This is a genomic window from Treponema primitia ZAS-2, from assembly GCF_000214375.1.
Lineage (GTDB): Bacteria > Spirochaetota > Spirochaetia > Treponematales > Breznakiellaceae > Termitinema > Termitinema primitia.
The window spans coordinates 875,723-901,311 of sequence record NC_015578.1; the positions used below are offsets into that span (position 1 = coordinate 875,723).

A 25,589-nucleotide genomic window follows, 5' to 3' on the forward strand; every position below is an offset into this window, starting at 1 on the left:
ATATATGAACGAGTTAAGTACAATAGAAAAACCACCCATATACAATCAAGGGGAAGATTGCCAACATTGCTACAACTGCATACGGCATTGCCCGGTAAAGGCGATAAAAGCAGAAGTCAACAGGACCGATGTTTTAAGCGCCATGTGTGTGGCCTGCGGTAGTTGTATTCAGCATTGCAGCAGAAAATTAAAATTCTATCGCAACGATATTGAAAAGGTAAAAAAAATATTAAGCGAAAAGAAGCGGGTATTCGCATCCCTGGCGCCTTCCTTTATAGCCGAATGGGACGACTGTTCAAAGGAACAGCTTATAGGAGCTTTAAAAGACTTAGGGTTTTTTGCTGTATCAGAAACTGCCCTGGGAGCGGATGTTGTGTCGGCGGAAATTGCGAAAACATTAGCGGAAGCAGCGGCTTCTCCATCGGGACAAAAATTATTCATATCCTCAGTCTGCCCGTCAGTTGTTAAATACATAAAGCTGTATCGGACCAGGTTTGCGCCATATATTACTGCTATACCTTCTCCGCTTTTGGCACACGCAAGGCTGCTAAGGAAGCTGTACGGCGACGATATCGGCGTTGTCTTTATCGGAAGCTGTATCGCAAAAAAACTGGAAGCCGATCAGTTTGAGGAAATTGACGCAGCAATCACCTTTAACGAACTACGGGCATGGCTGTCCCGCAAATCAACGGCCCCGGCCTTTATAAAAAACCGGGAAGAACAGTTTCTCCCCTATCCTGCGGCCAAAGGATCGCTTTATTCTATCGAAGATGACGGCATTGTGGCCGCTTATAAAAAATACGCTGATCTTTCCAATGTTATTTCCATAGCCCATTCAGGGTTTGATACCATAAAAATTTTGTTGCGGGGCTTTGATCCTGCGACGCTTAAGCAGCCGGTGTTTTTTTCTCTCCTTGCCTGCCCTGGGGGGTGCGTCAACGGGCCGGGTATGAGCGGCTCTTCAAGTTCCGGCGCGGACCGCAGCTTGCGGCTTTTACAATACGCGAAAAACGCCCTGGACAAGACCAGCGAAGAAACCCTTTCAATGAATATAAACATGAGCTATCCCATTTATTTTCCCCCAGTAGTAAAAAAAAGACACAGGGAAGAGGAAATCCGCGCCGCCTTTGAAAAAATACTAAAATATACCAAGCGGGATGAAATAGACTGTGGTAGTTGCGGCTATGACAGTTGCCGTAATTTTGTTGATGCCATGCTTGAAAACCATGCGGAAAAAACAATGTGTGCAACCTATATGCGGATTTTGTCCGAAAAACAGACCCACGGAATATTTCAGGCAATACCGAGCGGTCTTGTTATTGTTGATAACAACATGAAAATAATCGAAAGTAACAAAAATTTCGCTCTTCTTTTTGGAACTGAAATAGAGGACCTGTTTGAGTCGATTCCCGGGCTTATAGGCGCCAGTCTGGAAAAAATCACCAAAGCATCGGAGTATTTTTCCACATTTTTCAGGCTCAGCAATTCCGACCCCATAGAGCTTGATTTTAATGAAAACAAACGGATACTTCATCTTACTATATTTGCGGTAGAGAAAGGAGAGATTGCTGCTGGAGTTTTTGATGATATTACGATGCCCCAAATTAAAAAAAACAAAACCATAGCAAATGCAAAGGACATTATCGAAAAAAATATACATGTTGTACAGCAAATAGCATTTCTCCTGGGAGAACATGCTGCTGAAACCGAATCAATCCTACAATCAATGATACAGACATTTAATACCGGAGAGGAAACCGAATCATGACGGAGCCTGCCTTTTCGGAAACATTTATTGAGGTGGATCATTATCAGGTATCGAAATACAATCAAAATGCGCCAGGGGACGTTTTTTATTCCCAAAAGGACGCCCAGACCGGCAGAATAATAACAGCCCTGTCCGATGGTCTGGGGTCCGGCATAAAGGCCGGGGTGCTTGCGACCCTTACCTCTACCATGATAACCAAGTTTATAATGAACAATATCCATATAAAAAAGTCAGCAGAAATCATAATGAACACCCTGCCGGTTTCAAAAGAACTGGGCATTAGTTATGCAACCTTTACCGCAGTAGAAATAAACAAAGATTCCACGATAAACATCGTGGAATATGATAACCCCCCGTACATATTGCTGCGGGAGGATCATGTTTACGAACCGGAGAAACAGATAATCCCCTTTGAACGGGAAAACAAGGAAACAGGGCCAGAGATTCCAACTATCCTGTCCTATTCAAGTTTTACCGCAAAACCCAAGGACAGAATCGTGTTTTTTTCCGATGGGGTTACCCAGGCAGGCCTTGGTGAAGCAAACACCCCCGGCGGCTGGGGCCGGGCCGCCGCGCAGCGCTTTATCCTTGAAACGGTCTACAATGATCCCGATATAAGCGCCCGGGATCTTTCCTGCGCCCTGATTCAAGAAGCTCTGCGCTATCACAACTTCAAGGCAAAGGATGACGCTTCCTGTGCGGTAGTGTATTTCCGGCGACCCCGGGATCTGCTGATTATTACCGGTCCACCCTGGCAGGCGGAAAATGACAAGGTGTTTGCCGAAATATGGAAAAATTTCTCCGGCAAAAAAATAATTTCCGGGGGAACCACCGCAAAAATACTGGAACGAGAACTTAACCTGGAAATAAACTATAAAGATAATGAGCATAATTACGACTTCCCCGCAGAATCAAAAATGGAAGGCGCCGATATGGTTACCGAAGGAATACTCACCCTAGCCGCCGTTGCAGATATTTTGGAGGACAGTACTAAGGCAGATAAAAAAAATAAGACGGCCCTTAGAATGGTGGAACTGTTTTTAAGCTGTGATAGGCTGCATTTCGTGGTAGGCACAAAAATAAATGATGCAAACTACGATCCTTCAATGCCCGTGGAGTTGGAAATACGGCGGAATGTGGTCCGCCGCCTTGCCCGCGTCCTGGAGGCAAAATACATTAAGGAAGTGGAATTGCGATTTTTTTAAATTTACCTTGCGTAAAGCTTCCGGAAGCACCGCAGGTTAATAATTTTTTTAAGGAGGTATTACCGAGGTTTAAGCATATTATATGGGAGTCCCTGAGTTCAAACCGGTCTGTAAAGATGAACGGATGTTATCCGGTTTTTTGGTTTGAACCAGGGGCATTTAATTATATGATAACGTATATATCGTACCAAAAATAAGAACCAATTCAGAAATCTATCAAAACATAAAATATTTCCCTTGACAGAATGGCTGGGCTAGTGTAAATTTCAGTTAATATATTTCAAAGGAAGTGAGGTGACTGGGATTCCTCCGCTATCCCGTAACTGTGAGTGGGTTTTCCATCACTAACGGTCACTGGTCAGACTAAAATCCGACTGGGAAGGCCGATGGAAATGTCCGGTGAGTAACCAGAGCCCATAAGCCAAGATGTTTTGATATACGGTTGTGTTTTTTTAAGGCTCATGGATGATATAAATAAAGAAATACCGAAATGCTAGAACATTTCGAGTGGGACATGAAGTTCCTTGCATTTAGTTTAACCTTGAGCGTTTGTAAGTAAATTACTGTTGAATACGGCGGAACATGGATTCCGCCTATAGAAGGCATGAAGCCCGATTCTTCTTGTACCCCCTTGGGGGGAGAAGTGTCGGGTTTTTTTATTCGCAAGCGGGTTTAATACCCCGCCCGTTAGGGCGGTTCTGACCCGGTAATAACTTGGATTGTAGGGGTATTAAACCCGCATACAATCCATACCTTACAGAACAACATACCCCGTTGCTCTGTACGGGGTATGTTGATTGGCGAATAGGAGGCCCTCCCAAAACCTGAGATTTAACCGTCTACCGGACCTTGTCCGTTCAATGGTTCGAGGGGCTCCTTTAGTAGAGGCCTCCTCTCCTCTTATTTAAAAATTATTACAAAATTAATTAAAGCGCCCTTTGACCAGGGCGCTTTTTTAACCGGAGGGAATATATGAGTGATGAAGAAACCGCAGCTGCCATTCTGGAAGCCGCCGTCAATGCCGGGTCCCGGGAAGAGCGTATTAAACGCAACCCCCTGTGGAGCCGCTACTTTCGAAAAATCCTTCTCCGCCGGGATAGCCTGGAATACCGGGACAGCCCCCTGGCATTGGATGCGCTCAGCCTCCTTACGGAACGGGGCATACTGAAAGCCGAAACCACGATTCTGGATATAGGCGCCGGTACCGGCCGCTTTGCCCTCCCCTTTGCCCGTAAGGTGAAAAGCCTTACTGCCCTGGATATATGCGGGGAAGCCCTAGATATATTGAAGGAAAACGCCGCCGCTGAAGGGCTGGGCAATACCGAAACCCGGAATGGGGTATGGGAGGAATATGCCGACCCGTCTAAATACGGGTTTGTCTTCGCCGCCCTGTGCCCGGTGATCTGCAACCGGGAGGAGCTGCTCAAAATGGAATCCCTGTCCCGGGGATACTGCGGGATGATCGCTCCCTCCCGGGGTTCCCGTTCAAAGAACCGCCATGCCCTGCGGCTGCTCCTTTCCGAGAAACCCCTGCCCGGGCTTTCCGCCGAAGTACGCTTGCTCTACGATCTGCTTTACGCCATGGGACGCCGGCCCGGGGTATTTAATTATCCGGTGGAACATTCCACCGATACCATGACTGTGGATGAGGCCTTGGAACTTTATACCATGTACTATGAAATTTTCGGGTTCACCGGTGAAAAGACCGCAGAAATAATACGGGCCTACATTGCGGATAACCAGAAGGACGGATATCTTGAGGATGAAACCGATCTGAGCCCCGCGCTGCTATTCTGGAAAACGCCTGATTCAAACCTAGGGGGAAACTATGACCGGTAATGAAACAAAAAACCTGGACTGGAACGATGCCTGGATGGATGCCCAGCGTCTGAATATTGATTCCGGCCATGGGGGTGAATGTTGGCATTCCTGGGAAAACAAGGAAGCTGCAAAGGAATATTTTCAGCATTCCCTGCACAGCTACGCTGCAAAGGAACGCATCGCCGATCTCTGCTCCCAGGTCCGGCCTGAATCCAGGGTGCTGGACATAGGCGCAGGTCCCGGTAATATCGCTATTCCCATTGCCCGAATAGCCAAACAGCTTACTGCGGTGGAACCCGCCCCGGGGATGGCGGCGATTTTTCAGGATCAGCTTTCAATGGAAAACATCGATAATATTCAGCTTATCAACAAGAAGTGGGACGATGTGGATACAGAAGAACTGCGGCCGTCCTATGACCTAAGCTTCGCGTCTTTCTCCATGGGAATGATCGATCTGAAAGCCAGTATTGAAAAAATGATGGAAGTAACCCTGGGAACCATCGTGATTTTCTGGCATGCGGGAATTCAGTCCTGGGATCGTGAATCCATGGAACTCTGGCCCCTGCTGCATGGAAAGCCCTACTACCCGGTTCCGGAAAGCAATATTATTTTTAACCTGTTGTATTCCATGGGTATATACCCGGATATTAAGGTTCTGCGGCATAATCGCAAAATCGTGTATAATTCTTTTGAAGCGGCCCTTGAGGCCTATGCCGGCCGGTATGACGCAAAGGACCCGGAAAAACGCCGGGTTCTGGAGAAGTACCTGAAGGACAAGCTCTACCAGGCTGACGGGAAGCGGATGCTCTTTACCACCGATGTAGGTATGCGGCTGTCCTGGCCTATGGCCCAGGCTACGGTCAGGAGGTTTGATTGATAGGAAAATTCTAAAAATATACAAATATTCTGCTTGACAAACCCAAACCTTATAGATAAAATAATATCCATAAGGTTTGAGCCAGAGGCGGTCTGAAGGCCGTTTTCCATAGGGCTCGCCGGTTATGAAAACCGGCATTAATGGACTTTATTGGTTTTTTCTATAAATTCATGCCCATTGCGGCATGGCCTATTCCTTTTGAACCATTAACCATGAAGGTTAATAAAACCGCAGAAGACGGTGTTTATTGGCCGGAGTGGCTTTTTTTTGCGCATTCAACGCGATAAACCTTCCGGAACATATTTTTATGTACTCAAAATAGTAAGGAGGGAATCCCTATGGATCAAATGCGTGAAGAAATGCAAGCCCGGTGGAATTCCGAGGGGTGGCGGTATGATGAAGCTCCTGCCCACGGGACTGACAGTGAAAAGGATCGTTTGCAATGGGGTGAAATATTTTCACGGTACCCCAAGGAGGCCAGGATCCTTGATGTGGGAACCGGGACCGGCTTTGTGGCAATAGCTGCGGCAAAATGCGGCCTTGATGTCACCGGCGTGGACTGGTCACAGACCATGCTTTCCCAGGCCAAGGATAAAGCCGCCGCTTCAGGTCTTGTGGTGAACTGGGTTCTGGGACTTACCGAAACCCTACCCTTTCCGGATGACTGCTTTGATATACTGACCGCCCGGCATGTGGTGTGGACCCTTGTTGAACCGGTAAAAATTTTTTCCGAATGGCGGCGGGTTCTAAAACCCGGCGGTAGAGTATACGCCGATTATTCCCCCCGCAAGGGGGATCATGCCGGGAAGCATTACAGCGAAGAGATTGAAAGGAAACTTCCTTTAAACCGGGATGTACAGGCGGTGGAAGTTTCCGCACTGTTTAGTGAAGCGGGTTTCAACGACGTTTCATTTACTGCCCAGGAACGGGAAATTAATCATGAGGATCATGTACACAGATCGAATATTTTCATATTCACCGGTACAAAGTAAATATTTTTAAGGGGAAGTTTTATGAAACACAGAAAAATTATTGGAGTAGTGGCAATGGTGCTGTTAGTTACCCTTGCGGGTGGCATGGTGTATGCCGGGGGAAAACGGGAATCCGACCCGTCAACAGCAGCGAATACGGTCACCATAACTGATGCGGCGGGCCGGCAGCTCACCATAAGCCAGCCGGTAGAACGGGTGGTAATCCTGGATACCGGCCCTTTTGAAGTTTTGGCTGCCTTAGGGGTTCTTGACCGGGTGGTGGGGAACCATAAAAGCCTGGAAGGTAGTCCCCTATATCCGGAACTGGCGGGGGTTCCGGTGGTTGCTACTAATTCAGAGGTCAACTTCGAGCTATTAGCCCAGCTTCAACCCCAGGTAGTTATTTCTTCAGTCCGGGCTCATGGGGTTGTTACCGATGAGGAAGCTCTTTCGGGTTTCAATATCGTTGATATTAAACTTAATCTTCGGAATCCGGATCTAATGAAAGAAGAAATCCTGCTTTTAGGAAAAGTCTTTGACCGGGAAGAAAAAGCCAGAGAAATTGCCGCCTTCTATGACCAGTATGAATCCTTTATTACCGGCAAGGTCCGGAATATTCCAGCCGAAAAGAGGCCCCAGGTATTTGTGGAATACCATGCCGGCGATTTTAAGACCGGAGCGCCAAATTCCCGGTTTTATCAACAGGTGGTACTTGCCGGGGCTAACAATATTGCTGTTGACCTTGTAGAGGAACCCCAAGTAGATGGTGAATGGGTTGCCCGGATGAATCCGGATTTCTTTATCCGGGAGGCTTCTGGTTTTGGATATACGGTGGAAAACACTGATAGTGCAAAATCCATTTATGGAGAAATAAAAAACCGTGAAGCTCTGCGCAGGACTAATGCCATAGTCAATAACCAGCTTTATCTGGTCAGCATTGATATTTATTCACGCCCGGGTTATATCGTGGGGGTAAGTTATCTGGCCAAATGGTTTTACCCGGATCTTTTTAGCGATTTTAACCCTGAACAGGTGCACCGTGAATATATGACTCTGTTCCATCCCGGCAGAGAATTCCGGGGCTTGTGGACTTATAATGAGTGAGCCGGGCGCCGGCGTTTCCGCCAGGGACGCCCTACGGCATACCTGGCAGGAACATTTACGGCATAAGGTCTTTATTATTGTGCTGCTCCTGGGCTTGCTGGTTTTCCTCTGCCTTTCGGGGCTTTCCGTGGGCGGAGCTTCCTATAACATTGCCGAAAGCTGGCGGGCTCTTATTTCCGGTATAGGCAGGTCCCGGGAGGACATGGAGTTGAGCCATCAGATTTTATGGCAGCTTCGGGTTCCCCGGGTGTTTATGGCAGCGGTATGCGGAAGCGGCCTTGCCCTGGCGGGGCTTATGATGCAGACCATCCTGCGTAACCCCCTGGCAAGCCCCTATACCCTGGGGATTTCTTCCGCCGCCTCTTTTGGGGCAGCCCTCGCTATCATCCTAAAAAAGGGAGTAACAGATTTATTACCCTTTTATGTTCCCTACGATTACCTTATCGGAGCTAACGCCTTTTGTTTTACCCTGTTATCAACTCTCGCAATTTACTTCCTTTCCAAAAGTCAGAAAGTTACCCCCGAGACCATCGTGCTTTTTGGAGTGGCGGTGTCCTATATTTTTTCCGCCGGAGTTTCCCTGCTGCAATATATCGGAAAATCAGAAGAATTAGCTGCCCTGGCTTATTGGATGTTTGGGAGCCTTTCCAAGGCAAACTGGAGCAAACTGAAAATATCCTGCCTGATAGTCCTGGGGATATTTATCCTGAGTTACCGCAAGGCCTGGGATTTCAACCTTCTTATGCTGGGGGATGAGGATGCCAAAAGCATGGGCATCAATGTAGAACGGCTCAGGGTAATGGGGCTGCTGCTGGCGTCCTTTATTACCGCAGTAATTGTGAGTATGCTGGGTCCTATTGGATTTATCGGCCTTGCGGCTCCCCACCTGGGGAGAATTCTGGTGGGCGGAGATCACCGCTTTCTTATACCCATCTCCTGTCTCCTTGGTATGGTTTTACTGACCCTGGCTGACACATTGGCCAGGACCATCTTTTCTCCGGTGGTGATCCCTGTGGGGATAGTTACCTCCGCTATTGGAGTTCCCCTGCTTATTTACCTTATTATGAAAAGGCGGAAAGAACATTGGTAACTTTAAAAACAGAAAAACTGTCATTTAGTTATAAAACTCATAAGGTTTTCATGGATATAAGCCTGGACGCCTGTGAAGGGGAAATTCTCAGTCTGGTAGGTCCCAATGGGGCGGGCAAAACAACTTTCCTTAAGTGTATCAACCGTCTTCTGGTTCCTACCGCAGGGAGAGTTACTATCCATAATCAGGATGTGGCGGGCTTAAAAAGGTCTGAACTTGCGAAACTGGCCGCCTATGTTCCCCAGGCGGCGACGCCAACCTTCCCCATTACCGTATTCGACACAATCCTTCTCGGCCGTAGGCCCTACCTTAACTGGCGGCCAGGGGAAAGGGATCTGGATATGGTGTCCGATATTATAGACCGGATGGATCTTGGCTCTCTTGCCATGCGGGATCTGGGGGAAATTTCAGGTGGGGAACGACAGAAGGTGATTGTGGCAAAGGCGATTGTGCAGGAACCAAAGGTCTTGCTCCTTGATGAGCCGACCACCTATCTGGATCTGAAATACCAGTTAAAGATAATGCAATTCATTCGGGATCTGATTGATGAAAAGCATATCTGCGCCCTGATAACCACCCATGACTTAAATATGGCCATGCAATTTTCAGATCGCCTGGCGATATTAAAAGATGGCGGGATTGTCAGCATGGGAAATACGGGCATTTTGACGGAAGAAGTTATTTTGCAGGTATACGGTGTTGAAGCACACCTTCAGCAATATATGGAGAAACCCTTCATGATACCCTTGAAGGCGGTGTAATGGGAGATAAGTTCTGAAAGTCCAAGTTTATTTGTTTAGAATTGGCAATACGGCACCCGGCATGGTTTTTGCCGGGTTCAGCACGAAAGGAGAAATTTAATATGGATCAAACAAAGTGGGAAAAAGCAAAAGCTTTTCACGGTCATGCCTGTCCCGGGCTTGCGATAGGGTTCAGGGTATGTGATGCGGTTATTGAAAAAATGGGTGTCAGGGAATCTTCTGACGAGGAGCTTGTCTGTATAACGGAAAATGACGCATGCGGCGTAGATGCGATACAGGCTCTTATGAGCTGCACCTTTGGTAAAGGTAATCTTATTTTCCGGGATACGGGGAAACATGCGTACACTTTTATAAATCGCAGCTCAGGTAAGACAATGCGATTCTATTTTAAGGCAAAAGGGGAAGGGCAGGGCAGGGAACAGTTCCAGGAGTACATTTTAAACGCCCCTGTGGATGAACTTTTTGATTTTAAGGATGTAAATGTCCAGGCGCCGGAGTTAGCGAGAAAGTTTCCGTCGTTGATATGCGAAGTATGTGGCGAAAGCGCCGGTGAACACAGGATACGTATACAACAGGGCAAAGAAGTCTGTCTTGATTGTTATCTTGAATATTCAAGGGTTTTATAGGAGTATAAAATGAAAAGAATACTTATTGTATTATGCATAATCCTATTTATTTTTTCATCCTGTTCAAAAAAACAAATAGCCGAGGTGGTTCCTTCCGCCGCAATACGGACAATAACCGATCTTACAGGCCGTGAAGTAACTATACCACTGCATGTTACATCAATTATATGTGTGAATGTCGGAACATTACGATTTACTACCTATATGCAGGCATTGGATCTTGTAGCAGGTGTTGAACAAAATGAATTTCAGCCCAGTATTAATAAGCTTTTTAGCTATATAAACAGGGAAAGGCTTTCTGCTTTACCCGCAATTGGAGATAACGGAAAAACATTTGACGAAGAGATAATAAAGATATCTCCGGAAGTAATTATGGCGGCATTTGACCGGGAAAGTGCCGATGCACTTCAGGCAAAAACAGGCATACCTGTTGTGACAATACCCTTAATTGACGATGCTTTCGACGAAGCTTGTTTTGATACACTGCGTTTAATGGGTGAGGTTTATGATAAAAAAGCAAGGGCGGAGGAACTTATCGCATATATAAAAACCCTTAATGTGGATTTCAAAACCCGTATTAAGGATATAAAGCCTCAGAACAAACCCTCGGTTTATGCAGGCGGCATTTCATTTAAAGGCGCTCATGGCTTTGAGGGAACCGAGGCAAGGTATTCGCCTTTTTATATTATAGACGCCGATAATGTTGCTGACCGGACAGGCCAAAACGGTGCATTTAATATTGATGTGGAACAGGTATTGAAGTGGGACCCGGATATTATTTTTCTTGATTTCAACGGACTTGCGCTTATTAAGGAAGATTATGCAAAAAGGCCGGCTTTTTATAATTCCTTTAATGCCGTAAAAAATAACAGGGTATATTCGCAAATTTCTTTCCGTTTTAATGCGGTGAATATTGAGCTTGCATTTGCCGATGCCTATTATGCGGCAAAAGTAATATACCCCGAGCAATTTGCGGATATTGACCCTGCTGTAAAAGCAGATGAAATATTTGAAAAATTGTTGGGTGTTAAATGTTATGAAATGCTTGAAAAAGCAGGTTATGCGTTTAGGCAAATTGGAATCAATGAATAATTCACTCGGGTTACAGGAATATGAAAAATACCGCGCAAAAAATATTATAGTGATTTTTATTATGTTGATAATGCTGTTTATTGTTTCCATAACTGCGATTGCGCTCGGTTCGTATTTTATTCCTATAATTGATATTGCAAAGGCGATATTTGGCAAATCAATAGATAATAAAATAAACATTGTGATATGGAATATGCGTCTGCCCCGTGTGCTTACAGCGTTTTTGGGAGGCGCGGGGCTGGGCATTTCAGGCTGCGTGTTGCAGGCAATACTGCGGAACCCCCTGGCTTCAGCATCCACCCTGGGTATCTCTCAGGGCGCGGCATTTGGCGCCGCTTTTGCAATAATTGTTTTAGGAGCGGGGCTGCAGGGTTCAAGCGCTTCAAGTGGAGTCAGCTTTACCAACCCTGTCCTGGTTTCGGTATGCGCCTTTTTTTTCAGCATGGTTGTTTCTTTGATTATTTTGGCCCTTTCCCGTTTTGTGAAAATAAGCCCCGAGTCAATGATACTTTCCGGGGTCGCCTTAAGTGCAGTTTTTTCGGGGGCAACAACACTTTTGCAGTATTTTGCAAATGATGTTCAGCTTTCCTCGGTTGTATTCTGGACATTCGGCGATCTTGGGAGAACTGGTTGGAGAGAAATTTGTATAATAGGGGTTGTGGTTATATCGTTTTTGTTGTACTTTATATATAAACGATGGGATTATAATGCCATTGAAAGCGGCGAACAAACTGCAATTAGCCTTGGTGTTGACGTAAATGCCCTGCGCATTGTCAATATGATTTTTTGCGCTATAACGGCTTCGGTAATTGTGTCTTTTCTCGGTATTGTTAATTTTATCGGCCTGATTGCACCGCATATAGTACGACGTTTTACCGGTACCAATTACTGTTTTTTGCTGCCGGGTTCCGCCATTATGGGTGCAATTTTGCTTTTACTCGGTGATATTGCCGCACGGATGATTATTACGCCTGTTATTCTTCCTATTGGCGCTATAACATCCTTTTTAGGAGGCCCTTTGTTTATGTATATGCTGTTTAGGAGTTCGTCAAAAAGATGATCGATATTAAGAATTTGTATTATCATTACAAAAAAACAAAACCTATTCTGCAGAATTTTAATTTCAGGCTGGATGCAGGTGATCGCTTGGCGATTTTGGGAAACAACGGGGTGGGAAAAAGTACGCTTTTAAAATGCCTTACCAGGATAATTTTACCGCAAAAAGGGGAAATGACATTTGAAGGCCAGGATTTGCTGAAAACAAACCGGGTTTCTTTGGCTAAATGCCTGGCCTTTGTCGCGCAGGATTCCCCTGCTGTGCATATTACGGTTTATGATATGATTATGCTTGGCAGGAAGCCATACATAAAGTGGGGTATACAAGACGAAGACACAGCGACTGTATGTGATGTAATTCGCCGCTTGGATCTTGAAAACCTGGTAACCTGTTTTGTGGACGAGCTTTCGGGCGGTGAGCGCCAAAAGGTTATGCTTGCCCGCGCCCTTGCCCAGCAGCCCAGGATATTGCTGCTTGATGAACCTACCAGTAATCTTGACATGCGCAACCAATATGAGGTCCTCAGTTTAATAAAAGAAATAAGTATTGAACATAAAATTGCTGTTATCATGGTTATTCATGATATTAATTTGGCGCTGCGTTTTTGTAATAAATTTTTACTTATAAAGGATTCAAAAATATTCGATACAGGAGGCGAGGAAATCCTTTCAGGTGAAAAAATCGAAGCTGTTTATGGTATACCGGTTAGTGTGATCGAGTTGGAAAAAATCCGTTTTGTAGTGCCGGTGCAGAAGCATGATCAATAAAAAGCCTACGGCGTTTTGCCGGGCCTATCATTTTTACAGGAGAAATAACATGAAAAAGTCAACAGTCGGCGGATTGCTTGCGGGCCTTTTGGTTTTAGTTTCAACCCAGCAGCTGAGTGCCGGGGCAAAGCAGGAAGCGCCACGGGCCAAGGATACCCTGGTGGTTTCTGTGGGCGGGGGCATTACCAGCGGGGACTATGAGCCCTGGGGCTGGGATTATGGATTTGAGGGGATGTCAATCTTTCATACTGCGCTGCTCAAAATTAATGTTAATGTTGAGACCGAACCGGATCTTGCCACGGGCTTCACCATTAGTGATGATGGGCTGGTGTATACCTATACCCTTCGCAGAGATGTGAAATTTTCCGACGGGACGTCCCTGACGGCGGAGGATGTAGCCTTTACCTATGAGACCGCAAAAAACGCCGGAGGCAGCGTGGACCTTACCATGCTGAAAAGTATTGAAGTCCTTGACGGCGATACGGTGCGCTTTACCCTGAACAAGGTTTTTTCGCCCTTTATCAGGACTACTGCCCTGGTGGGTATTATCCCTAAAAAAGGCTACGGTCCCGGCTATTCCCGGAACCCTGTGGGTACAGGGCCCTTTAAGCTCAAACAAATTGATGTCAGCCAGCAGCTTATAGTGGAGCCGAATCCTTATTATTATGGAATAAAGTCGCCCTTTAAGCAGATTACTTTCCTCAATATTGACGAGCAAACCGCTTTGGCGACGGCCCGGTCCGGTCAGATCGATGTGGTGATGGTGAATCCTGAGTACGCTAGGGAAACTGTGCGGGGTATGCGCCTGGAAACTATCAAAACTTCTGATAACCGGGGCTTTAACCTGCCGGTAATTCCCCAAACTACCAATGCTGCGGGGCAGGTGGTGGGCAGCAATGTTACCAGCGATCCGATTGTGCGCCGGGCCCTGAACATCGGCATAAGCCGGCAGGAGATCATCAACAATGCCCTGAACGGCATCGGGACCCCCAGTTGGATACGCTTTGAGGGGCTGCCCTGGGCCAACGAGGAACCAGGGCTGAAGGACAGCCAGGTTGATGAGGCCCGGCGAATTCTGCAGCAGGCGGGCTGGGTGGACGGCGATGGTGACGGCATTCGGGAGAAAAACGGGGTGCGCTGCGAATTCCGCATTACCGGACGGGCGGATGACCTTCAGCGTTACAATCTTGCGGTGGCCCTGAGCGAGAACGCCCGGAAGCTGGGGATCAACATCATTGCTGAGTCCACAGACTGGCCTCAGGCTCAGCGTTCTGCCCGGGGAATTCCTACTTGCATAGGCACCGGGAGCTACAGTTTTTACGACGTGTTTACGGCCTTCCATTCTTCCTTAGCGGGGATTGATACGGTGAGCCTGGGCAATTCCCCCATGTATACAAACCCCGCTGTTGATTGGTATATTGATGCTATGCTGGGGGCGAAAACTGAGGCTGAAGCCTTTGGCTTTGCGAAACAGGCCCAATATGACGGGAAGGGCGGGCCTAATGTGGACTTGCCCTACCTGTGGCTGGTGACCATTGACCATACTTACTTTGTACGGGATGGCCTCAGCCTGGGGGTGCAGCGGATACACCCCCATGGTCACGGGATGCCGGTGATCCAGAACCTGAACGAATGGAAGTACCAATAGCATAATGAAGCAATTTTTGAAGTACCTGGCTGGTTCAAGTTTCCGCTTAGTATTGCTGCTTTTTGGGGTGAGCCTTTTCAGCTTTATCCTGGTGGTTTCATCCCCCGTAGACCCGGTCAGTTCCTTTGTGGGCATCGAAAATGGGGTGTCCGATGAGCAGCGGGCCCTGGTGGCTGCCTATTGGGGGCTGGACCAGGGGCCGGTGGAACGCTATGGTATCTGGCTGAAAAATGTACTTCACGGCAACCTGGGTACTTCCATGCTTTTCCGGCGGCCTGTAAGATCGGTGCTGGCGGAGCGGGCCCTGGCTTCTCTGGCACTAATGCTGACTGCCTGGGTATTCTCCGGCATCCTGGGCTTTACCCTGGGGGTTATCTGCGGGGCAAAACCTAACAGTGTTTTTGATAAATGTATGCGCACCTTCTGCTTTATCCTTTCATCAACCCCTGTGTTTTGGGTAGGACTGCTGCTGCTCATTGTCTTTGCGGTCAACCTGGGCTGGTTCCCCATCGGTTTTGCCACGCCCATTGGCAAGGCTGCCGCTGATGTGACCCTGGGGGATCGTATCTACCACCTGATACTCCCGGCACTAACCCTGAGCATCACCGGCATTTCAGGGATAGTCCTCCACACCCGGCAGAAACTTATGGACGTGCTTAACAGCGAGTACATCATCTTCGCCAGGGCACGGGGTGAAAGCCTGTGGACTGCGGTGCGGCGGCATGGCTTACGGAATATAGCCCTGCCTGCGCTGACCCTGCAATTTGCTTCTTTTAGCGAACTTTTCGGCGGTTCTGTGCTGGCGGAAAATGTCTTTTCCTACCCCGGGCTGGGGAGCGCCGCCAGCCTGGCCGGTATCAGGGGAGATGCTCAGCTCCTCCTGGGGGTGGCCCTTTTTTCGGTATTCTTTGTGTTCATCGGGAACCTCACAGCCAACTTGCTCTACGGAGTCTTTGATCCCCGGATCAGGGAAGGGGGCAAGCACCCATGATACAAGCTTTTCCTTTTAACCGCCGGATAAAAACACTGTTGCTGACTAGTTCGATACTTTTACTGCTTTTGGTAATAGCCCTGGCGGGGCTTACCATGAATAGCGCCCGTTACAGCCCGGACTATTCGGTCAAGCTCTTTGGCCCTTCCCTTAGCCACCCTTTCGGCACCGATTATTTGGGGCGGGATATGTTTTTCCGCACCGTAAAGGGCCTTTCCACCAGCATTCTTATCGGAACTTTGGCTGCCACGGTGAGCGCCATTATCGCCCTGACCCTGGGGCTTGTCGCGGCAAGCGCGGGGGGTGCCGTGGATAAGATCATTGCCTATTTTGTGGATCTCTTTATGGGGGTGCCCCACTTAGTATTACTGATGCTGATAGCCTATATGATGGGCAAGGGTTTCCGGGGGGTTACCCTTGCGGTGGCCCTGACCCACTGGGCTTCCCTGAGCCGGGTCATCCGGGCTGAGGTGCTTCAGGTGCGGGAAGCCCAGTATGTTAAAATCGCCCGGAAGCTCGGGAAAACCCAGGCCATGGTGGCTTTTCAGCACATATTGCCCCACGTGCTGCCCCAGTTTATCATCGGGCTCATCCTGCTCTTCCCCCATGCGATACTCCATGAGGCGAGCATTACCTTTCTGGGCTTTGGCCTTTCGGTGGATACCCCGGCTATCGGCATTATCCTTTCGGAATCCTTAAACCATATTGCTACAGGCAAGTGGTACCTGGTGTTTTTTCCCGGCGTATCCCTGGTAATTATCGTGATGCTCTTTAACAAGTTGGGGGAGCAGTTAAAGCTCCTGTTTGATCCCGCCAGTGCCCAGGAGTAGGAATATGAGTCAGACTATTCTTGGTGTGAAGGAACTTACCGTAGAATTCCGCCGGTATAATAGTGCAGCAAAACTGCTCGGACTGGATCAAAGTAATCTCCGGGTGATCCACAATTTAAGTGTGTCTGTCGCTGAAGGGGAAATTGTGGCGGTAGCCGGCGCTTCCGGTTCGGGAAAAAGCCTTTTAGCCGGGGCCATCCTGGGGATACTGCCCGCCAATGCTTCTGTAAGCGGGGAAATGTCTTTTTACGGCCAGCCCCTGACAGAAAAACTACAGGAACAGATCCGTGGCCGGGAGCTGGCCCTGATACCCCAGTCAACCGCCTACCTGGACCCCCTGATGCGGGTGGGCAAACAGATTATCGGCATTAGGGGCAGTGATGAAAAGCGGGAGGCTATTTTTCGGCGATACAACTTGGAGGAATCAGTGGCACGGCTGTTCCCCTTCCAGCTTTCCGGGGGCATGACCCGGCGTATCCTGCTTTCCACCGCCATCATCGGCGATGCCAAGCTGATAGTCGCTGATGAGCCCACACCGGGGATGAGCGTCGATATGGCCCGCCGGGTATTCAGCCACTTCCGGGAACTTGCCGATGAGGGAACAGGAACGCTGCTCATCACCCACGACATTGATCTGGCGGTGGAATTCGCCGACCGGGTGGCGGTTTTCTATGCCGGGTCCACTGTGGAGATCGCCCCGGCGGGGGACTTTAAGACGGGGGTAGAAGTTCTTCGCCACCCCTATTCAAAGGCCCTGTGGCAGGCCATACCCCAGAACGGCTTTACCCCGACGCCGGGTTCCCAGCCCTATGCGGGAGCCCTGCCTGAGGGCTGTGCCTTTGCGCCCCGCTGTCCTCTGCGGACTGAGGCCTGTGAAGAACCGGTTTCCATGCGGAAACTGCGGGGAGGGGAGGTGCGCTGTGTCCACGCTGTTTGAGGCCCGGAATATTTCCTTTGGCTATGATCCAAAAAAATTGGTGCTTGACAGGGTTAGTATTACTATTGGGGAAGGGGAACGGGTGGGCATTATAGGGCCTTCAGGCTGCGGCAAGAGTACCCTGGCCCGTATCATGGGGGGCTATATCGCGTCCCAGTCCCCAGGAAACAGCGCAGGGTATACCGGGGAGATACTCTTTGAAGGGAAACCTCTGGCCCGGGAAGGGTACTGCCCGGTGCAGCTTGTCTACCAGCACCCGGAACGGGCGGTGAATCCCCGGTGGAAAATGGGGCGGACCCTCACCGAAGCATGGCAACTTGCAACGAAGTTTCCCACGCAGCCTGATGAGGCTTTGCTCAGAACCATGGGTATTGAAAGGGAATGGTTTGAGCGCTACCCGGCGGAACTGTCCGGCGGCGAGATACAGCGTTTCTGTTTAGCCAGGGCATTGGGGCCCCGGACCCGAATTATCCTGGCGGATGAGATAAGCACCATGCTGGATGTGATTACCCAGGCCCAGATTTGGCAGGCCCTGTTAGCTATAACTGCGGAGCGGGGCCTGGGACTTTTGGTGATCACCCACAACCCGCATTTGGCGGAGAAGATTTGTTCACGGATACTGAAGTTTGAGGATTTGAAGAGTGTCGAGAACTGAAATTTATCCGTAAATGGGGGCATTATGAAGGGCGAAGGCTCCACCCATTATAGGTTATAGGCAGAAAAATACTACGAAAAAGTAAGTTTTTCTGGTTATAACCCGAATAACTCCAGGTGCCTAAAGTTTTCCCGCAGTCTCGTAGATAAGGCTGTATATTCCCGGAATTTGCTCTTTCTCCAGGGCCGCAAAAGCGACTCTGAGTATGCCGGCGCCTAAGGCGATGGTACCGATGCCATGATCCGCCAGGAGCTGTTTCCGCAGGGCTTCGGCGTCAATGCCAATGCAGCGGAAACTCATGAAGTAGCCCGAGTTAAAGGGCAGGGGCTTGAGTTTGGGCTGCTCCGGCTGATTCCGGATGAAGTCTTTAACCGCCTGGTAGCGGCTCCGGAGCAATTCGTGGTTGGCCTTTTTTTCACCCGGGGTGCGGGGATCCGAAAGGACCTTGAGGATCAGGTACTGGGCCGGGGTGTTGGCGCATGAAACTGAGGAGCGGATCCCCCCCATAAGTTTTTTGCCCAGGGCTTCCTGGTGTTCCGTTTTAAGGCTGGGGCTGCCAAAGGTGACGAAGGCTACCCGCAGGCCCCAGACATAGTCTTCCTTGGTGGGGCCATCAATTTTTACCGCCAAAACCCGTTCATGGAGGGAGGCCAGGCGACCGAAAAGGGATTCCCGGTAGATGCCATCCTCATAATAGAGGCCAAAATAGGCGTCATCGCAGATCACCAGGACATCCGCGCCGGCTTCGGCAGTTTCCCGAATGATTTCTATCAAAGCATCCGCTTCGGCTTGAGTGGGGGAGTAGCCCGAAGGATTATTTGGAAAATTGAAAATTATCCGCACTTGCCCGGTTTTGGCCTCCTCAAGGATCACCCTGCGGATGGCTTCCAGGTCCAGGCCCGGGCCTGTTCCGAAAAAGGGGACCCCCCGGAGCTCCGCGCCCCGGCGTTCGGTGAAGATGAGGCTGTAATTGTCCCAACAGGGATCGCTGGCGATGATTGTGTTGTTTTCATCCAGGAAAAGGTCCGCCACAAAGGAGATACCTGCGGTTATTCCGGGTACCGCCGCGGGTAGGGAAACATCCTCCGGCTTTAGGGACGGGTTTTTCTTCGCCATGGATTCCTTCCAGGCTTTGCGAACCTCCTCGACCCCGGCGGTAGCGGCGTAGGTGACCGCTTCTTTCGCCGTCAGGGTGGGCATGCTGTCCCTGATAGCCGACAGGATCAGGGGCTGCCCCTTGTGGAAGGCCATGCCGATGGTGGCGTTTTTCACCGGCGCAAGCTGTTTCGCTTCGCTGGACTGGGCGATGATCCCTTTTGGGAAAAAAAGGCGGCGGCCGAGAGAAGACAGAAGGCGGCCCGCGACAGAGCCGTCCAATACGGCATTGAGTTCGCTTGCAAGTGGGTTCATAGGGTAAGAGTATCTGGAGGAGGGAGCTTCGTCAATAATGGGAGGATGAGATGTCAGGGGTTTTGGGGGCATAATTCGCCATATTGCCCCCGGTGCGCCCCGCAGGTTACAATAGAACCATGGCGCAAACAAACACGGATACCGAAGCCCTACTGGCCGGGGCGCAGACATTGCTGGATTCCTGTAGGGAAGAGCTGGCGAAACGGGTTATCGGCCAGCGGGAAATGATTGACGGGCTGCTTATGGCCTTGATTGCCCGGGGGCATATACTCCTGGAAGGGGTGCCAGGGCTGGCTAAGACCTTGGCGGTGAAGAGCCTGGCGGAAATTACCGGGCTGGACTTTAAGCGGATACAGTTTACCCCGGATCTGCTCCCTGCGGATGTGACGGGCACCCTGATTTGGGAGCAGTCTTCGGGGAAATTTTCCGTGCGCCGGGGTCCGGTTTTTGCCAATGTGATCCTGGCGGACGAGATTAACCGGGCGCCTGCTAAGGTGCAGTCCGCCTTGCTTGAGGCTATGGAGGAGTACCAGGTTACCATCGGGGAGGAGACTTACCCCTTGCCGGATCCTTTTTTTGTCCTGGCTACCCAGAATCCTATTGAGCATGAGGGGACCTATACCCTGCCTGAGGCGGAGTTGGACCGGTTCCTTCTCAAACTGTTGGTTCGATACCCCAGTCCTGAGGAAGAGCTCCGTATTTTGACCCCCGGGAATTCCTTTTCCGCAGGGGGCTCTCCCGCTGGCGCCGGGGCGGGTAATCGCCGGGGCAGCCGGAACCGGGGGCCTGCATTGGCGCCTCTGCTGGGCCCTTCCCAATTGGAAAGCCTGCGGGCCGCCGCAGATTCGGTCCGCATTGACGACAAGATCGCCGAATATATTGTCTCCGTGGTTTCCGCTACCAGGCCGTCGGGGACCAGGCCCAGTGCGGCATCCCGGGCCGGGGAATCCACTGCGGGCACCGGCAGGGTCGGAAAGGAGGGCTTGTACCGGTATATTTCCTTTGGCGCATCCCCCCGGGCTTCCATTGCCCTGTACCGCTGCTGCCGTATCCTTGCCCTTTTTGAGGGGCGGCCCTTTGTTACCCCTGAGGACGTGAAGGCTGCGGCTTTGCCGGTGCTGCGGCACCGGATTGTCCTTTCCTACGAAGCTGAAGCGGATGGGCTTGACCCGGATGCGGTGGTTTCCCGTATTTTGGCCTTTGTCCCGGTACCTTGAGGAAGCCCCTTGGATCGCTATGAGCTTTTGCGGAGGATCACTACCTTTCCCCTGGTGGCCCGGGGCCTTTCGGAGGATCTCCTGTCCGGGGATTTCCGCTCGGTGTTTAAGGGCCAGGGTATAGAGTTTGATGAGGTCCGCCGCTATGAGCCGGGAGATGATGTCCGTTCTATAGACTGGAATGTGAGCGCCCGGTTCGGCGCCACCTATGTAAAGATGTACCGGGAAGAGCGGGAGCTGACGGTTTGCCTGGTCCTGGATGAATCGGCTTCCATGTTTGCCGCTGGGGATGGTAACAATACTGCGGGTATGCACGAGGAACTTCGTTACAAAATGCGCCGCTGCGATCAGGCGGTGCTGGCTGCTGCACTGGTTGCTTTTTCTGCGGAACGGGCGGGGCAGCGTATCGGAGCCCTCTGCTTTGACGAGGAAATTACCCGGGTCTTTAATCCCCGCAAAGGGCGCTCCCATATTATGAGCATTATCAGCGGCCTCCTTTCCGCCAAGGACGGGGGCCGGGGGAGCAACCTGGGCATGGCCCTGGAGGGAACCGGGCGTATGCTCAAGCGCCGGAGCCTGGTGGTGATCCTTTCGGATTTTCTTTGCGTCAACTGGGAACAGGAATTGGGGGCCCTCTGCGCCAAGCATGATGTGATCGCCATAGGGATCACCGACCCCCTGGACAATGGGATCCCCAACCTGGGGCTCCTTTCTATGGCGGATCCTGAGACCGGGGCTTTGCTCCATGCTCCCACGGGATTTTCGTCATTCAGGTCCGCCTGGACAGAATGGCATGGGGACCGGGCCAAGCTGCGGAAGGCCCTTTGCCGGCGCTGCGGCGCATCATATCTGGAGCTTTCCACCACCGATGACGCCCCCACGGTGCTGACCCGGTTTTTCGGGGGGCGGCGTTCGTGAAAAGTTTCCTCCTGCTTGCCCTGCTATTTATTGGGCTTCCCTGCTTTTCCCAGGAGCCATCGGGCAATTCCGGCGGCGACTTTAGCCGGGAAGCTAACCGAAACTCAAATCGGCCCCGGGGAGACGCCCCCTACATCATCCCCCAGACGATCTTTGTGGGGGATAAAGGCAGGCTGGTGTTTCCCCTGGGTTCCGCCTTTGCGGGGATCGAGGGCAGGGTCCTCCAGGGGGCGGATTTGCCCCGGTCCCGGGAGCTGGTGATCAGCCGGGTGGAACTGGAGCGCCGGGGAACTGCAGCCCGGCTGCTCATTGATTTTCAGGCCTATGTGCCGGGGATCATCGAGCTTCCCCCCATTACCATTGCCTCCTATACCTTTACGGGCCTTGAGGTGAACATTAATTCTATCCTTTCGGTCGAGCAGCAGGGTATGGTACTTTCAGGCCCTGAGGATCCTATGGCTGCGCCGGGTACGGCCACGCTGATCTACGGAACCATCATCGGGATTGTCCTGTTTCTTCTGGCCCTGACCCTGGGAAGTTTTTGGGGGAAAACCAGGCTGGGCGCCCTTGCGGACATGCTCAGGCGGCGGCGGGTTATCCGTGCCATGGGAAGGACTCTCAGGCGGCTGCGGGGCTGGAACAACGGCGGCCAGGAAACTGAAACCCTGGAAGCTCTTTCCACTGAATTCCGCAGTTTCCTGGGAATTATCACCGGGACCAACTGCCGGGCCATGGTTCCCCGGGAATTCCTGGACCTTCCCGCACTGGGCCCCGGGGACGCCCTGTCCGGGCCAGCCCTGTCGGCGCTGTTCCGTCGCTGTGATACCCTGCGGTTCAGCGGGGCGGGGATAGAACGGGAGCTCGTGTCTGCCCTGCTGGATGATTTTAAAAACTTGATCGCCGCCCTGGCGGATGCCGAGAAGGAACGCTACCACAGTAAAAAAACTCCTCCCGCTGGTGCAAGTTCCAGCGCCGACTTTAGTCGGAAAGCTCCCCGCGGAGGCACCCGGTGAATTTTGGTTTTGAACGCCCCTGGCTTCTGATCGCCGGGGTAATAATAGTATTACTGTGCTTTATCATTTCCCGTTTTTTAAAAGGCGCCTTTACCCTGAGCATTTCCTTAGGCCCCCCGGGGGGCAGCCCCTTCAAGCCCCCCTTTAACGTGGAATTTCTGGTGCGGATAATCCGGGCCCTGGATTTGTTCGGTACCCTGGCCCTGTTTGTCGCCGCTGCGGGGCCTATTTTAATCAACACAGAATTGGTGTGGCTTAACCGGGGGGCGGATATACTTTTTGTGGTGGACGTAAGCCCCAGTATGGCGGGAATCGATATGAACGGCCGCAGCCGCTTTGATACCGCCCGGGACCTGGTCCGGGATTTTGCCCAGTCCCGGCCTTCGGACGCCATTGGGCTGGTGGCGGTGGGGAATGACGCAAGCCTTCTGGTGCCCCCCACGGTGGACCGGGGCGCCCTGTTTTCCCGGCTGGAATCCCTGCGTATCGGCGAACTGGGGGATGGCACCGCCCTGGGCCTGGGCTTGGGAATTGCCGCCCTGCACATACGGAATTCCGGGGCCCCGCGAAAGGTGGTGGCGCTGATCACCGATGGGGAAAATAATGCCGGGGCCATACATCCGGAAACCGCAGCGGCGGCCCTGCAAAACGCCGGGGTCTCCCTCTGGGTTATCGGGGTAGGGAGCGGTGGGGAGGTGCCCATCGACTATGTAGACCCGGTCACCAGGATACGCCGTACCGGCACCTTTGATTCACGGTTCAATTCCGAAAGCCTCAGATCCATCGCTGAGAGAGGCGGGGGCCAGTACATTGCGGCGCCGTCGGCGGAGGCCTTTTCCCTGGCCTTTTTCCGGATCGATGAGGGGGAGATGACCATACGCCGTTCAGGCACCATAAACCGGACCCGGAGTTTTGAGACACCGGTTATAGCTGCCGCCCTGATCATGATCTGCGCCGCCCGGTTTATACGGCGGTATATACTGGGGGCCTTCCTGTGAGCTTTGATAATCCCCAGGCGCTCCTGGCACTCTTTTTGCTGATCCCGGCGATATTCATTTCTTTTATCCATTACCGTAAACGCCGGGGGGTGCTGAAGTTTCTTGGTAACTCCTCAGAGGAGCTGGCGGGATCCTCGGCAGGCTCCTCCGTGGAAGACCCAGGGCGGAACCTCAAGTCCCGGTACTTCCTCTCAGCGGTGGCCTTTTGCCTTTTCCTGGCCTGCATCATCATTGCCCTGGGAAGGCCCCGGGGTGGAACCCGGCTGGTGAGCGAGACCCGCCGGGGGGTGGACGTGATCCTGGCCTTTGACCTGTCCCGGAGTATGGATGTCCGGGATATAAGCCCCGGCGGCCCATCCCGGCTGGGCAAGGCCGTATCGGTGGCCATGGAACTAGTGTCCAACCCCTGGTTCAGCGGCGCTGTCTCGGCTACAGGGGCCCCGGGGCTGCGTTTCGGCGCAGCCATTGGGAAAGGGCAGGGTATTCTGGCCCTTCCGCTGACTGAAGATGCCGAGGCGATACAGGCTTTCCTGTCCAGCCTTTCCGGGGATGCCCTCACCGGCAGCGGGACTAACCTGGAATCCCTCATTGTTGCCGCGACCGGGGCATTTCAGGATGCCTTCCCCAGCCGCCGCCGGATTATCCTTTTTTCCGACGGGGAAACCCTGTCCGGTTCCCTTAAGACAGCCCTGGAACGGGCCGCTGACGCTGAAATTACCATTATTGCTGCGGGCTTCGGTTCTGAAACCGGGGGGGTGGTCCCCCTGGGAAGGGATACCCTGAAAGGTGATGACGGGTACCCGGTAACCAGTTTCCTACAGTCTGAAACCCTGCGGGATGCGGCGGAACAGACCGGAGGTATCTATGTGGACGGAAACCGCCTTAACGCCGCCGCATTGTTGGCGGATCACCTGGCAACTCTGGGTGTATCAGGCAGCCGGAATGAGAATGCCGGCGCTGCGGTAAAGGGTTTCCGCCGGGAAACCCGGCCCCTGGGCTATCTCTTTATCATCGCCGCCCTGATCTTCCTGGGACTTTCGAAGATCCCTGAAAAGGGGAGGCGGAAACATGGGTAAACGCCACTTGCAACAAAGTTCCCTGGATAAGGTTTTGATAAGGCTTCTCCCCTTGGCCTTGCTTCTTGTTTTCCTGGCTTCCTGCGGGGGCCCGGTTTCGGGAAGACTCATGCTCCTGCGGGGCAATTTTTTCAATACCCAGGGGCTCTATACCGAGGCCATCCTGGCCTATCTGGAAGCCCTGGAATTTCCCGAAACCGCCCCCTACGCCGAATTTGGCCTGGGCTCGGTGTACCTGGCCCTGGACGAAGGTCCCGCCGCATTGCAGCACTTTGCCGCCGCCGAGGAAGGGCTGACCCCCCTGTTTCGGGAGGACCACCGGGAACTGATCTACCGGATCCGCTACAATAGCGGGGTGGTCCGCTTTCACGCCGGGGACTACGGGACTGCGGCGGATCAGTTCCGGGCCGCCCTGGAAACCGATGGGAGCCGTATTGAGGCAAAGCGGAACCTGGAGCTAAGCCTCCTTTCCCTGACCCGTCAAAGTTCCGGGGCCAGCTCATCACCTTCGTTAAATTTTCAGGACGAACTCAAGGGCTCCCAGGTCCTTTTTGATTATATACGCCGTAAGGAGAGCGACCAATGGAAAAGCCGGGAATGGGAGGAAGATACCCCTTCAACCGGGCCGGATTACTAGGAGTTTGTAGCGCTTTGCGCTACTTGCAACGTAGTTCCCCGCGCAATAAATCGAGAAAAATTGCCTATTTGGCCATTTTTCAACCCCTCAAACTCCATAAGCAGCCCATAAATCGAGGTT

The 25,589-nt window shown here is 51.5% G+C and carries 24 protein-coding genes and 1 riboswitch; of the genes, 23 read left to right on the forward strand and 1 reads right to left on the reverse strand.

What is annotated here, in order from left to right:
• Positions 1–4: 4 nt before the first annotated feature.
• From TREPR_RS03930 to TREPR_RS04010, 17 genes are all read left to right on the forward strand, one after another.
• Positions 5–1,768 (forward strand): [Fe-Fe] hydrogenase large subunit C-terminal domain-containing protein, encoded by a 1,764-nt coding sequence (locus TREPR_RS03930; protein WP_015706992.1) that lies wholly within the window; start codon positions 5–7, stop codon positions 1,766–1,768.
• On the forward strand, positions 1,765–2,973 hold the full coding sequence (locus tag TREPR_RS03935; RefSeq protein ID WP_015706993.1) for a SpoIIE family protein phosphatase: 1,209 nt from the start codon (positions 1,765–1,767) through the stop codon (positions 2,971–2,973). Before TREPR_RS03930 ends, TREPR_RS03935 begins: the two co-directional genes overlap by 4 nt.
• Positions 2,974–3,214: 241 nt before the next feature.
• Positions 3,215–3,406: riboswitch (cobalamin riboswitch) on the forward strand.
• Between the two features lie 539 nt (positions 3,407–3,945).
• The gene (locus tag TREPR_RS03940; protein WP_015706994.1) at positions 3,946–4,812 is read left to right on the forward strand and encodes a class I SAM-dependent methyltransferase; all 867 of its coding nucleotides are present in this window, start codon (positions 3,946–3,948) and stop codon (positions 4,810–4,812) included.
• Positions 4,802–5,671 (forward strand): class I SAM-dependent methyltransferase, encoded by an 870-nt coding sequence (locus TREPR_RS03945; RefSeq protein WP_015706995.1) that lies wholly within the window; start codon positions 4,802–4,804, stop codon positions 5,669–5,671. Before TREPR_RS03940 ends, TREPR_RS03945 begins: the two co-directional genes overlap by 11 nt.
• 338 nt (positions 5,672–6,009) lie before the next feature.
• A complete protein-coding gene (locus TREPR_RS03950; protein ID WP_015706996.1) occupies positions 6,010–6,663 on the forward strand; it encodes a class I SAM-dependent methyltransferase in 654 nt (217 codons plus the stop codon).
• 21 nt (positions 6,664–6,684) lie between these two features.
• Positions 6,685–7,746, forward strand: coding sequence for an ABC transporter substrate-binding protein (locus TREPR_RS03955; RefSeq protein ID WP_015706997.1), 1,062 nt, complete (start codon positions 6,685–6,687; stop codon positions 7,744–7,746).
• Positions 7,739–8,836 (forward strand): FecCD family ABC transporter permease, encoded by a 1,098-nt coding sequence (locus tag TREPR_RS03960; RefSeq protein WP_015706998.1) that lies wholly within the window; start codon positions 7,739–7,741, stop codon positions 8,834–8,836. The genes TREPR_RS03955 and TREPR_RS03960 overlap by 8 nt, the downstream gene beginning before the upstream one ends.
• A 50-nt stretch (positions 8,837–8,886) precedes the next feature.
• A complete protein-coding gene (locus tag TREPR_RS03965; protein WP_148257228.1) occupies positions 8,887–9,597 on the forward strand; it encodes an ABC transporter ATP-binding protein in 711 nt (236 codons plus the stop codon).
• Positions 9,598–9,665: 68 nt separating this feature from the next.
• Positions 9,666–10,223: an FmdE family protein gene (locus TREPR_RS03970; protein WP_201765762.1), complete on the forward strand. Its 558-nt coding sequence runs from the start codon at positions 9,666–9,668 to the stop codon at positions 10,221–10,223.
• Between the two features lie 9 nt (positions 10,224–10,232).
• On the forward strand, positions 10,233–11,315 hold the full coding sequence (locus tag TREPR_RS03975; RefSeq protein WP_015707001.1) for an ABC transporter substrate-binding protein: 1,083 nt from the start codon (positions 10,233–10,235) through the stop codon (positions 11,313–11,315).
• Positions 11,260–12,375, forward strand: a complete 1,116-nt coding sequence (locus TREPR_RS03980; protein ID WP_245534783.1) for a FecCD family ABC transporter permease — start codon at positions 11,260–11,262, stop codon at positions 12,373–12,375. Before TREPR_RS03975 ends, TREPR_RS03980 begins: the two co-directional genes overlap by 56 nt.
• A complete protein-coding gene (locus TREPR_RS03985; RefSeq protein ID WP_015707003.1) occupies positions 12,372–13,139 on the forward strand; it encodes an ABC transporter ATP-binding protein in 768 nt (255 codons plus the stop codon). Before TREPR_RS03980 ends, TREPR_RS03985 begins: the two co-directional genes overlap by 4 nt.
• Positions 13,140–13,188: 49 nt before the next feature.
• Positions 13,189–14,787 (forward strand): ABC transporter substrate-binding protein, encoded by a 1,599-nt coding sequence (locus TREPR_RS03990; protein WP_015707004.1) that lies wholly within the window; start codon positions 13,189–13,191, stop codon positions 14,785–14,787.
• Between the two features lie 4 nt (positions 14,788–14,791).
• Entirely contained in the window at positions 14,792–15,778 is a 987-nt protein-coding gene (locus TREPR_RS03995; protein WP_015707005.1) for an ABC transporter permease, read from the forward strand.
• A complete protein-coding gene (locus TREPR_RS04000; protein ID WP_015707006.1) occupies positions 15,775–16,608 on the forward strand; it encodes an ABC transporter permease in 834 nt (277 codons plus the stop codon). The genes TREPR_RS03995 and TREPR_RS04000 overlap by 4 nt, the downstream gene beginning before the upstream one ends.
• Positions 16,609–16,612: 4 nt before the next feature.
• A complete protein-coding gene (locus tag TREPR_RS04005; RefSeq protein ID WP_015707007.1) occupies positions 16,613–17,545 on the forward strand; it encodes an oligopeptide/dipeptide ABC transporter ATP-binding protein in 933 nt (310 codons plus the stop codon).
• A complete protein-coding gene (locus tag TREPR_RS04010; RefSeq protein ID WP_015707008.1) occupies positions 17,529–18,200 on the forward strand; it encodes an ABC transporter ATP-binding protein in 672 nt (223 codons plus the stop codon). Before TREPR_RS04005 ends, TREPR_RS04010 begins: the two co-directional genes overlap by 17 nt.
• Before the next feature lie 120 nt (positions 18,201–18,320).
• Here TREPR_RS04010 and TREPR_RS04015 read toward each other — a convergent pair whose 3' ends face one another.
• Positions 18,321–19,610: an aminotransferase class I/II-fold pyridoxal phosphate-dependent enzyme gene (locus tag TREPR_RS04015; RefSeq protein WP_015707009.1), complete on the reverse strand. Its 1,290-nt coding sequence runs from the start codon at positions 19,608–19,610 to the stop codon at positions 18,321–18,323.
• 119 nt (positions 19,611–19,729) lie between these two features.
• On the opposite strand from TREPR_RS04015, the gene TREPR_RS04020 reads away from it, so the two are divergent.
• From TREPR_RS04020 to TREPR_RS04045, 6 genes are read left to right on the forward strand one after another with little or no spacing between them, the layout of a single operon-like run.
• Complete coding sequence (locus TREPR_RS04020; protein ID WP_041611429.1) at positions 19,730–20,827, forward strand: AAA family ATPase; 1,098 nt, start codon at positions 19,730–19,732, stop codon at positions 20,825–20,827.
• Positions 20,828–20,836: 9 nt separating this feature from the next.
• Positions 20,837–21,745: a DUF58 domain-containing protein gene (locus TREPR_RS04025; RefSeq protein WP_015707011.1), complete on the forward strand. Its 909-nt coding sequence runs from the start codon at positions 20,837–20,839 to the stop codon at positions 21,743–21,745.
• Positions 21,742–22,758 carry a hypothetical protein gene (locus TREPR_RS04030; protein WP_015707012.1) on the forward strand — a complete coding sequence of 339 codons (1,017 nt, stop codon included), beginning with the start codon at positions 21,742–21,744 and terminating at the stop codon, positions 22,756–22,758. The genes TREPR_RS04025 and TREPR_RS04030 overlap by 4 nt, the downstream gene beginning before the upstream one ends.
• Positions 22,755–23,756 carry a VWA domain-containing protein gene (locus TREPR_RS04035; RefSeq protein WP_015707013.1) on the forward strand — a complete coding sequence of 334 codons (1,002 nt, stop codon included), beginning with the start codon at positions 22,755–22,757 and terminating at the stop codon, positions 23,754–23,756. Before TREPR_RS04030 ends, TREPR_RS04035 begins: the two co-directional genes overlap by 4 nt.
• Positions 23,753–24,832, forward strand: coding sequence for a vWA domain-containing protein (locus TREPR_RS04040; protein WP_015707014.1), 1,080 nt, complete (start codon positions 23,753–23,755; stop codon positions 24,830–24,832). The genes TREPR_RS04035 and TREPR_RS04040 overlap by 4 nt, the downstream gene beginning before the upstream one ends.
• Positions 24,825–25,469, forward strand: coding sequence for a tetratricopeptide repeat protein (locus tag TREPR_RS04045; protein WP_015707015.1), 645 nt, complete (start codon positions 24,825–24,827; stop codon positions 25,467–25,469). Before TREPR_RS04040 ends, TREPR_RS04045 begins: the two co-directional genes overlap by 8 nt.
• Positions 25,470–25,589 lie beyond the last annotated feature (120 nt).